The sequence below is a fragment of the Schlesneria paludicola DSM 18645 genome (assembly GCF_000255655.1).
In the GTDB taxonomy this organism is placed as follows: Bacteria; Planctomycetota; Planctomycetia; order Planctomycetales; family Planctomycetaceae; genus Schlesneria; species Schlesneria paludicola.
This window is the reverse complement of record NZ_JH636435.1, coordinates 2,813,140-2,824,042: the sequence shown is the minus strand read 5'-3', so window position 1 is coordinate 2,824,042 and position 10,903 is coordinate 2,813,140. Positions and strand designations below refer to the sequence as shown.

The following is a 10,903-nucleotide window of genomic DNA, read 5'->3' as shown; positions in this document are numbered from 1 at the left end:
CCGGCGGGGCTGCGCCTGCGGGTGGAGCGGCCGGTCTGGGTTGTGGTGGCGCCGGCTGTATTGGCATCTGCGGCATTCCTTGCGGATAGCCCATTCCAGGTTGAGGCGGGTATTGAGGCATTCCGGGCATCATTCCCGGCGGCATCCCGCCTTGTGGGTAGGGGGCATAGCCGGGGGGAAATGCAGGGTAACCTGGGGGATACCCCTGCATTGGCATGGGCATTGGCATGGGTTGGGGCGCGTAAACCGGCTGTGCCGGCGCGGAAGCAGGTGGTGCCGCGGCCGGGGCGTTTGGTGAGTTCGCTTTTCGGGTGGCTTCGACCCCTTCCGCGTGCTGGATTCGTCCCTTGAGGAGGTCCATTTCCCGCTTCTTTTTTGCGGCTTTTTCCTGTTTCTCAATCTCGAATTTCCTGGCGAACTCGGGATTGGTTTCAATCATCACCTTCAGCTTTGCGTCCGCGCGACTATCGAGGCGGATTTCAGACAACATGGCGATTGCATCGTTGTCTTCGTTAGCCTTCTTGTGCGCTTCGGCATCGACAATATCCTCTTTGAAAAGGCGGATTCGTCGGAGTTCAGCCAAAACCTCGTCGACATTCGCCGGTCGATCTGCAGGCTTCTTTTTCAACAGCCTTGCGACAATTCGGTCCATCTCGGGACTGACGTTCGGGTTGAACTCCGAAGGATTCGGCGGTTCCGTCTTCAGGTGCTTTTCCAGCAGCAGTTCAGGGGAAGGGGCTTGAAATGGGGTTCGGCCGGTCAAAAGTTCAAAAAACAGAATTCCCAGGCTGTAAAGGTCTGTCTTTTGGGTGGGCTGTCTGCGGCGGATTGTTTCGGGGGCGATATACGTCCGGGTACCCTGGATGGTTTTCATCTTTCCCGCAAACAGAGCCCCGAATCCCTTCACCTCTTTTGACGAGAGCGAGAAGTCGCACAGTCGGATCTCCCCTGCCCGATTCATCAAGACGTTATCCGGCTTGATATCGCGATGGATGTATCCCTTTTGATGCACGTGGGACAGCGCCGAGCAGACACCTTCCATCAGCGGGCGTGCCTTCAGGTGAATCTTATTCAGGTCTGCCTTGATCTGAATCTTCAGATTGGCGGCCCGGAAGTACTCCATCAGGATGTAGGTGTAGTCTCGATTTGACGAGAACTTCTCGAACTTGACGATCATTGGATGTTCAAGCGACTTGAGGATCTCACCCTCGCGCTTCATCTTTGACTTGTTTTCCTTGAATTCAGGCACTTCCTTCTTCAGGACTTTCATCGCCAAGTGGCGGCCCGATGTTTTTTCCACGACTTCCCAGACCATGCTGGAGCTTCCGGAAGCGACGTTCATGACGAACTGATATTGTTCGTCGATAATCAGTGGTTCTTCTTCGGCCATGATGGGCTCCAAGGACGGGCCAGCGTCATGTCAGCATTTGGACATGGCCAGGCGCGCAGGCAAAAAATGTCCATTCAGTATAACCGGCCCGGCAACCCCTGTCCCGCGCCGAGTTTCATTGCCGCCCAGAACGGCGACATTCCAGGTCGTCTGCACGAAGACCGAAGTCACAGAGCCAAGGGGAAACTCCGCCGACTTGGCATCCGTCCGGCCACGTCTGTTTCCGATCGCGCTGCACCGACACAGGCTGTTCCGCGGTGGGGTCAGAAGCCCACCTGCTTTGGTGTTGTCGGGGCAGGCGTTGTCGTCGGTTTTGCCGTTGGCGAACTTGCGGGTTGGCCGTTTGTTGACGGAGTGACAGACGCCGTGGTGGCTCCTGAAGGCTTGAGCTGAAACGCGTCGCCAAGTTGATGCGATGTTTCGTAGATCACCTCGTCCCCGTCAGCAAATGGGCCGCTGACAAACACACGTGTTGAACCGACTTGGCCGAGCAGTGTCACCGGAATATCGCGCACGATCAATTGTCGAACAACCTGTACCTTGCGATGCCCTTCTGGCGAATTGCCCACTGCCGAATTTGGGACTTCCACAACGGGCTGTCGCGGAATCAATGGGACGTAGACGGTTTGCCCAACTTTGAATTTGCCGCCGGCATTGTCGATGACGACCTGAACGGACGCGATTGAATCGAACAGTTCACGCAAGCTGTCGAACTTCGAAGGCAAGGGCAGTACCGCATCGATCTTCCCTTCCACTTCGGCTTGCTCGATCTTGAATGCGTATGGCTTGCCATTCTCTGCCGCGGATCGTTCGACGGGAATTTCCACTTTTATCATGCGACTGTCGGCGACGACGGCGAGTGGGTCCCCTGCTCTGACGAACTGGCCTTCGGAAACGAGAATTCGTTGCACTTCGCCCGCAAATGGCATTCGAACCATCGCTTGATCGAGAGCCAATTTCGCGAGATCAACATCGACTTGGGCCAGGTCGACCCGGGCCTGTGCCATTTCGACGGACGCGTCTTCCTTTCCCGCTTGCCTTAATTCGACAGCCGCGAGTTTCAATGCAGCCTGAGCTCGAGCGAGCAGCAATTTCTGATGAGCCGTTTCCAGCCGGACCACATCACTTTGAGCCTGGACCTTGGCATTGGTTTTCGCGGAGACCTGCTTGATCGTGCCGTCGAAGGGGGCCACCAGCGTGACCGTTTGAAGGGCTTCCGTCGCGAGAGGCACTCGGAACTTATGAGGTTCGACGACGCGACACGCTTCCCGCTTGATGACGATCTGATCGCCTGCGGCGGCGATGGGAAGGCTGGCCTGGGCGAAAACAGGAAGAGCGCCAACTGTCGTTCCCGCCAGGGCAACGGCAATGCCTGCGAACCACCGATCGGTTCGGATCATGAATTCATTCCTTCAGAGTGAAGGGGCACTGATGCGCCTCGAACGTTGGATGAGTGCTCTGAGAATCGAGTTTTCATTGAGCGATCCACTAAAGCTAAGCGCGACACTTCACGATGTCAACGAAACGTTACAGTTCGCGGCCGCTGTGAACCTTCGGTCATTGGAAGAACGCGCGCGGATCGCTCGTGTACGGCTTCGAATCGGTGATGACTTTCGCGAGCCATCGGTTTGGACTTTTGCGACCGGCTTGTCGCGACAAGAGGCTTCGATCAAGATACCACTCGCGTTCACAGAGGATGCGGATCGTTGATCCGCCAGAATGGGAATGCCACCCTGTTTCGTGGCTGAAAGGATGCGATTCGTGAATTTGACACTCACAGGTCTGGTGCTCTGGATGGCCGCCACCGACCTTCCGGTCGGAACGGAACTGCACTACGCTGGAACGCTCAGTCAATCCGCGAAAGCGGGCGGCGCCGAAGTGAAGTCGTTCACGCTATATGCCACTGTCGCCACAGCCCAGGATGGCAGTACCCCGCTGGCCTACGCACTCGAAGAACGGGGTGGCGGAGGTTGGGGGTGGCCCGAGCATTTCGGTGTGATCCCCGCTGCGGTGGACGCGAAGGCCAAGTCGCGACCGATTCGAATCCTCTACTCGCATGACGGGCAGCAATATCCTCTAGCGATTCGTTCGCCCCTTTTCGAGTTTCGCGAGCATCTCGCACCGCAGTCGACCTGGTCCGATGGCAAGTACCAATATACCACCACCCGATCACGGAAATTTAAGGATCGAAGTTGCGTTCAGATCGAGGCCACGACACCGCTGGGTCGAAATCAGACGCTGATTGTCGAATCCGAAACCGGGCTTCTCGTGTCGCTCGACGAACGTGTGATCATCGGCCGGGGGGATGAATTCCAACTAAAGATGGAGTTGGATTCGCAGACACTGCTTGAGGCGGACGGTCAGGCCAAGAACCGGAAGCCGCTCGAATCGCTGCTCGTCCTGCAGACTTCACTGAATCGTACTGGGGGACAAAGGAGTGTCGAACTGACGAACGATCAGGCCGACCTTCTGAAGAACGAGTTGCCGCGAATCGAGGACGAAGCAGAAGGCACCGGGTGGACTCGGTTGGTTGCCGCGATTTCCCGTGATTTGACGCAGCAGCGCAAGCGGCTGGATGGTGTCGAAGGGCTGCAGAGCAAGCTGGTCGGGCATCCCTGCCCTGCCTGGACTTTAAAGCTGACGAATGGCAAGACGGTTACGGAAGCAGACTATCAGGACAAAGTCCTGGTGCTTCATTTCTGGCAATATCGCGGCGAGCCATTGACCGAGCCATACGGTCAAGTGGGCTATCTGGACTTCCTCTATGGGAAGCGTAAGAAGCTGGGCGTGTCGGTGCTGGGGGTGAATATTGACCCGCGATTCGCCAATCCGCAGCAGGCATCCGCAGCGACGCGTTCGATGAAAGCTCTCTTGGATTTCATGCGGCTTGGTTATGACATGGCCACCGATGATGGAACGATCCTGACGACGTTCGGCGATCCACGGTCATTGGGGGCTCCCCTGCCCCTTTGGATTGTCATCGGACACGACGGTCGGATCACCCACTACCATACCGGCTTCTATGACATTAAGCCGGACGAGGGGTTGAAGCAGCTTGACGAGGCGGTAGTTGAAGCACTCAGGCGACAGAAGGCCAAGTAGCCACATCGCTCACGTATTGGCTTCCTTGAAGACGATGTCGATTGCGAGCCCCGCCGCCAGTAACAGTGCCGCGAGCCCCGGGTTGCTGCCGACTTCGTCGCTCAAGGAAATCATATAGTTATCCGCGGACGTAAAAATCTCTTTGATCGCCCCGGCCCATTTCTTATTGACGCGCCCCAGTTCTTGACCCGACATATCGAGAAGTTTGAAGTCCCAGCCCTTCCAGTTCCCTTGAACGTTGGCGATCTGTTCACCTGCGGCGTTGTGAACCGTGAAGCCCCCGCCAAGCGAGAACAGCTTGCTCTTGAAGAAACCCACTGGCGTCTGGTTCTTGTCGATTACGTCGACTTTCGATCGAAGCAGCGTCAGGCCGCGCTTGATGGTGATGACGGGTTCGGATGCTTCATCCTCTTGAACGACGATGGTTGTTGGAATCAATTGCTTGCTGATCACCAGTCGCAACAGCTTCGCAAAACCACTGATCTTCTCTTCAGCGAACCCAATCGGTTCGCCCGTTTCAGGGTCAAAGATGTCATATCGATCTGTGAGTCTCATGAGCTCGGCGCGTTCCTTGACCAAAAACGTCTGACGATCAAGCAGCATGATTCTGTCCTGAAGAGGCATCCTGGTTGCGAGCCACGCGAGAAAGTCTGGGCGAATGCCCAATGGCCGTCGCGAGATCCTATTCAACCGATGCAACTCGCTCAATTGATCGGACAGACTGTCGTGAGGATTCTTGAAAGCGGCGGGGCACATTAGCCACCTTCCGCTCGAAACAACAGGGGCGGACTCGAATGAGACGTTGATGCCGAGGGCACCAGAATCGGCCCCTCTTTATTCAGTCAGGCGACTAGCGGCACAGAATCCAGCGTCGCATCTGGGTTGCGCTGCCCGTGCAACAGGTCGAAGTACTGCGCCATGCTCGCTGATACCAACTGAGACCTTCAGGCTGCGGTGGCGACTCCAGCTTCAACTCCATGCGGGTGCCATCGACGTACACATCGGCGGTCAACACGCCTTCGAGTAGGCTTCCCGGCGACACGCGCGGTGGCTGTTTCGCAGTCATCATTGAGGCCGCCATCAGCGCGTCGGTCATGTATTCCGCACAGTGAAGACCCTCACAACGCCGACCTGTCAGATGATGTTTGACGGCATACTTGCGCCCCAACTGGCTCTCCAGATGAGTCTCGTAGGCGGTGGCCTGTTCTTGCGTGAGCGGCGTCTTGGGGTGCACCAAGTGGACGGTACTGGGCGTCTGTTGTCGCAGATACTCGGCCAGTGGAGTTTTCCTGACCCCCTGCCCGTTCATGCTGTCGTAAACGATCGCCTGTCCGTCACGCACAACGACGCCGCCCACGTGCGTGTAGGAGCTTTGTGAAAAGACTTTCACCGCGAGGCAGTCGCCGCGACTGAAGATCAGTGTCCCGGTCTGCGCCGTTTGATTCACGGCCGCCATTACAGGTCCGGGCGGCGGAGGTGTCTCAGGGTCTGCGTTAGCGCCGCTGCACGTCAGAGTACAAGCAATGAAAACCGACCACATGGCGATGTCTCCCCGAACCGATGGGCACAATCCTTCACTGTCTATCCTTGCAGCGAAGCTTTGTTCGTCAATAGTGGCGATTCAGAAAATTGGAAACGAAATTCGTCAGGCCCCTTTCGGAGTCAAAAATCTGGGATCGGGAATCGGGGTGAGACGATCTTTGGGTGTTCTTGAAGTCGGCAATGCATTCAGCATCGACTTCGCGCGGTTGGCTGCCGGGCTTTCGGGAAAATCCTGGATTAGCTTTTCGAGCACTTGATGCGCATCGTGCAGTCGGCGGGCCGCCTGCAGATTGGCGATCTGTTTGTGCAGCAGAGTAATCTCGTCATCCAGCGCCCTTGCGTTCAAGAGATCGGCCTTGGTTTTGCTGAGTGTCGCCATCGTTTCTCGCAGTTCCACCAACTTCGCGGCATCCTCGACCGCCAGTTCTGTGGGAGCGAGAGCGTTCAATTCATCGATCGCGACTTCGGCAGGGATTGGAACGGGATTTAAAGGTGGCTCGACGACGATCGTGCCTTCATCGACACCAAATGGGTCGGCCTGTGCGATTGCGATGTCAGCGGCGTCGACCTGCGATTTCAGTGATGGCTGGTTCAGCGCCAGTGCGGAAGGGAAATGCTCTGTTCTCGTGTCGGTCGCATCACTCAAGACCTCCAGCGAATGCCGCTTTGGGACCATCGCGAAGCGGGGCTGCGATCGTGTTGCGAAGTCGGACTTGCTGTCTGGTACGAGGTCTTGTGCCGTTCCTGTTTCTGGCGTCGCGTTGGCGACTGCTGCCGTCGCGGGGTCGCTTGCCAGCGACGACCTAGACGTGCTAGCCATGGAGAAGCCATCTTTTCGACCGCCAAGCAGAAGTACACTGCCGATGCTGAGTGCGTAGGCGACGCCAAAAAAGAATGCGTTCCGTTTCATTCGAGCCTCCCTGTTCGAATTGCACCGATCAAACTCATCCGAAAGTTTCCGACCGTGTCAGGGAGCTGTCAAGACAGGTTGGTCAAGCTTACGCGTTCGTGGGTGACATGGATGATGCCCCCCTCTTCCCTGCTTGGAAACTCGTTACTTCATCCCGAACACCTTTGCGAGGAACGACCACTGGTCGGCGGTTTCTTCGATCAACTTGGCAGTGGGCTTGCCTGCCCCGTGACCGGCGCGTGTTTCAATGCGAATCAACACGGGTGCATCGCCTGCCTGGCATTGCTGCAAGCGAGCTGCGAACTTGAAGCTATGGCCGGGGACCACGCGATCGTCGGTATCGGCTGTCATGATCAGTGTTGCGGGATAACGCGTGCCCGGTTTTAGGTTGTGATAAGGCGAGTATGCCAACAGTGCTGGAAACTCATCCGCGTTGTCGGCGCTGCCATAGTCGTCGACCCAGAAGCGACCTGCGGTGAATTTCTGGAAACGCAGCATGTCCATCACGCCGACCGCGGGAAGGCACGCGCCAAACAGATCAGGCCGCTGAGTCATACAGGCACCGACCAGCAAGCCTCCGTTGCTACCGCCCTGGATCGCCAGCTTTGGCGTGCTGGTGTATTTCTGCGCGATCAACCATTCGCCTGCCGCGATAAAGTCATCGAACACATTCTGTTTGTTCTGCTTGGTTCCACCCTGATGCCATGCTTCCCCGTACTCACCACCGCCACGCAGGTTGGGCATCGCGAAGATCCCACCCATTTCCAGCCATCCGACGCGTGCGACTGAGAATATGGGGACGAGCGAAATGGAGAACCCACCATAGCCGTAGAGCAGCGTCGGGTTTGTGCCGTCCCGTTTCAAGCCTTTCTTGTAAGTGATGAACATCGGGATCTTCGTTCCATCCTTGCTGGGATAGAACACTTGCTCGACGGTGTAATCTGCCGGATTGAAGGGGACGCTCGCCTGCCGCAGTTGAGTGCTCTTTCCGGTCAGCATGTCGTAACGAAAGATCGTGGGCGGTGTCGCGAAGCTTGAGAATGAATAGAAAGTCTCGGTCTCGGTTCGCTTCCCGCTGAATCCGCTCGCCGCGCCGATACCTGGGAATTCCACTTCGCGAACGAACTGGCCATCCAGCGAAAATATCTTCACTTGCGTCTTGGCGTCTTTGAGATACGTGGTCACGAACATATTCGCGATGACACCGACACTGATGAGCGTTTCATGGGCTTGAGGAACCAGTTCACGGACGACGGTTGGCTTGCGGACGTCAATCGAGATGATTCGCTTGCGTGGGGCGTCGAGATCCGTCTGAAAGAACAGGTGCGGTCCTTCGTTGCCGATGAACGTGTATTCGTGATCGAAGTTTTCGATTAGATCGATCGGCATTCCGTACGGTTCGCTCAGGTCTTTGTAGACGATGCGATACTTGTCGTCGGTCCCCTTCCAGATGTTGATCACCAGATAGCGTCCATCTTCGGTGACATGCTTCCCGAAACCCCAGGTGGGTTCGTCTGGACGCTTGTAGACCAGCACATCGTCTGCCTGATCGGTTCCGACGCGGTGGTAGAACAGTTGCTGATTCAGGTTTGTCTTCTGAAATGCCTCTCCGGCTGGCGGTTCGTCATATCGTCCGTAAAAGAAGCCTTTGCAATCCGGCGTCCAGGTGGCTTCACTGAACTTAACCCACTTCAATTCGTCCGTCAGCAATCGCCCTGTGGCGACTTCCAGAATTCGCCAGGTGTTCCAGTCAGACCCCGACTCCGCAACGCTATAGGCGACATAGCGTCCATCGTCGCTGAAAGAGATGGCGCCAAGCGCCACCGTTCCATCTTTGGTCCAGGTGTTCGGGTCGATCAGAACAGTGGACTCGGCGTCGAGCGTGGTCTGCTTGTAGAGGGCGGCCTGATTCTGCAGACCATCGTTTTTGAAGTAGAAGTAGTTGTCACCGGCCTTGAAGGGAACACCATACTTTTCGTAGTTCCAGAGTTCCGTCAATCGCTGTTTGATCGCAGTGCGCCGGGGAATCGTTGCGAGGTATTCGGATGTGATCAAATTCTCGGCGGCGACCCAGTCGGCCACTTCTTTGGATTCGCGGACATCGTCTTCGAGCCAGCGATAAGGATCGGCGACTTTCACGCCGTGCAGTTCATCGACCACCGTCCCCTGCTTCGTCTCTGGATACTTCATTTTTTCACCTGCGGCAGCAATGAGGGTGATGGCGATGAAACAGACGCATCCCATGGCAAGACGTTTCATTCGAGGCACCTCACTCGAGATCGATCAGTCATGACAACAACAGATCCGCAGCAACCGGAAAGACCGGCGGCTGCGGATCATGCATTTCGAACGGCATTCACGTGGTCCGATTCAGCAGCCATTCAGGCCATGCTGGTCGTCCCGTTTGCCTGTGGGTCAGGCTGTGTGTCTGGTCGCTGGTCTGAAATTCAGACATCGTGCACCCTCTTCCTTAACGGCGCGAATGTCCCTGGGACGGACCTGTGTTTGTCCACCGCCCGATTCTCAGGCGTCTTCGTCCTCGATTGCGACGGCGACCAGGTCATAGTCTTTGCGTTGGACGATATCGACAGGAACGAACATTCCGGGCTGCAGATCCTGGCCACTGACAAAGACGGCGCCGTCGATTTCTGGTGCGTCCATGTAGCCGCGTCCGACCCAGATTCCCTCTTCGAGCTGTTCGTCGATCAGGACGTCGATCTCATTGCCGACCAGCGAATCGCCATATTCAAACGCGATGGCCTGTTGCAGTGCCATCAGTTCGTCACGACGCGCCAGTTTGACCTCTTCGGGCAAATGCCCATCCAGCTTGACGGCCGGGGTGTCGGGTTCGAGCGAATACGGGAAGACCCCCATGCGTTCGAACTGAGCTTCCTCGACGAACTGCTTCAGTTCTTCAAATTGAGCGTCGGTTTCGCCTGGGAATCCCACGACGAACGTCGTCCGCATGACCAAGCCATCAACGCGGTCACGCAGCTTGCGGACAAGTTCTTCGGTTTGGTTGCGATTCACGCGTCGCTGCATCCGTTTCAGCACCTGGTCATTGATGTGCTGCAGCGGCATATCGAGGTACGGGATGACCTTGGGCGAATCTTGAATCGCACCAATCAGCTCGTCGGTGAAATGAACGGGATACAGGTACATCAACCGAATCCAGTCGATTCCTTCGACCTGATCCAATTCCTTGATCAGATCCACCAGCCGGACTTTGCCGTACAGGTCCAGTCCGTAATAGGTGGTGTCCTGGGCGACGAGATTCAGCTCGCGCACCCCGTCTTTGGCCAGTTCCTGCGCTTCGGCGATCACCATCTCGATCGGCTTGGTGATGTGTTTGCCGCGCATTTTCGGAATCGAGCAGAACGTACAGGTGCGATCGCACCCTTCCGAGATTTTGAGGTAGGCGTAGTGCTGTGGCGTGATTCGCAATCGAGCGCGATCGTCCATCGCTTTGAGCGGTGCTGGACGGAACAGTTCTCGCTGTTCGCGGGCTCCCCCGATCAGGTGGTCGGCGACGCGATTGATTTCATCGCGGCCAAACACGCCGACGATGTGATCGATTTCGGGCAGTTCATCGATCAGTGCCGGACCCAATCGCTGTGGCAGGCAGCCCGCCACGATGACGCCCTTGGTCTTGCCCGCTTTTTTCAGGTCGAGCATTTCGCGGATGACGGCCTTGGATTCGGCACGCGAGCTTTCAATAAACCCGCAGGTATTCACGATGACAAAATCGGCCCCGTCCGGCTCGCTGACCAGGGAATACCCGTCCAGCGCCAGGGTGCCCAGCATTTTCTCACTATCGACCAGGTTTTTAGGGCAACCGAGCGACACGAAGGCGTAAGTGCCCTTGGAGGTGCCTCCAGAGGGGTTTGGAATATTAATTTGAGTATCGGCGTCACCGATAATTGGGAGTTGTGTCATGACGCTTTCTGTGGGTTCGTTTC

The 10,903-nt window shown here is 56.6% G+C and carries 9 protein-coding genes; 2 read left to right on the top strand and 7 right to left on the bottom strand.

Going from position 1 to position 10,903, the window contains the following annotated elements:
• Positions 1-1,390 (bottom strand): serine/threonine protein kinase (locus OSO_RS45750; protein ID WP_010586645.1); only part of this gene is annotated, 1,390 nt, incomplete at its 3' end.
• 263 nt (positions 1,391-1,653) lie between these two features.
• Positions 1,654-2,790, bottom strand: a complete 1,137-nt coding sequence (locus OSO_RS0130010; RefSeq protein ID WP_010586644.1) for an efflux RND transporter periplasmic adaptor subunit — start codon at positions 2,788-2,790, stop codon at positions 1,654-1,656.
• A 49-nt stretch (positions 2,791-2,839) separates the two neighbouring features.
• Between OSO_RS0130010 and OSO_RS0130005 the strand changes: the two genes are divergently transcribed.
• Both OSO_RS0130005 and OSO_RS0130000 read left to right on the top strand, forming a co-directional pair.
• Positions 2,840-3,100: a hypothetical protein gene (locus OSO_RS0130005; RefSeq protein WP_157605533.1), complete on the top strand. Its 261-nt coding sequence runs from the start codon at positions 2,840-2,842 to the stop codon at positions 3,098-3,100.
• 51 nt (positions 3,101-3,151) lie between these two features.
• Positions 3,152-4,492, top strand: a complete 1,341-nt coding sequence (locus tag OSO_RS0130000; RefSeq protein ID WP_157605532.1) for a peroxiredoxin family protein — start codon at positions 3,152-3,154, stop codon at positions 4,490-4,492.
• Between the two features lie 9 nt (positions 4,493-4,501).
• On the opposite strand, the gene OSO_RS45745 is transcribed toward OSO_RS0130000, so the two are convergent.
• From OSO_RS45745 to rimO, 5 genes are all read right to left on the bottom strand, one after another.
• Positions 4,502-5,095, bottom strand: a complete 594-nt coding sequence (locus tag OSO_RS45745) for a phospholipid scramblase-related protein (protein ID WP_040593391.1) — start codon at positions 5,093-5,095, stop codon at positions 4,502-4,504.
• A 247-nt stretch (positions 5,096-5,342) separates the two neighbouring features.
• Entirely contained in the window at positions 5,343-6,032 is a 690-nt protein-coding gene (locus OSO_RS0129990; protein WP_083843003.1) for a YiiX/YebB-like N1pC/P60 family cysteine hydrolase, read from the bottom strand.
• A 105-nt stretch (positions 6,033-6,137) separates the two neighbouring features.
• The gene (locus OSO_RS0129985) at positions 6,138-6,944 is read right to left on the bottom strand and encodes a hypothetical protein (RefSeq protein ID WP_010586639.1); all 807 of its coding nucleotides are present in this window, start codon (positions 6,942-6,944) and stop codon (positions 6,138-6,140) included.
• Between the two features lie 144 nt (positions 6,945-7,088).
• Positions 7,089-9,203 carry a prolyl oligopeptidase family serine peptidase gene (locus OSO_RS0129980; RefSeq protein WP_202799992.1) on the bottom strand — a complete coding sequence of 705 codons (2,115 nt, stop codon included), beginning with the start codon at positions 9,201-9,203 and terminating at the stop codon, positions 7,089-7,091.
• A gap of 264 nt (positions 9,204-9,467) precedes the next feature.
• Complete coding sequence (gene rimO / locus OSO_RS0129975) at positions 9,468-10,880, bottom strand: 30S ribosomal protein S12 methylthiotransferase RimO (RefSeq protein WP_083843002.1); 1,413 nt, start codon at positions 10,878-10,880, stop codon at positions 9,468-9,470.
• Positions 10,881-10,903 lie beyond the last annotated feature (23 nt).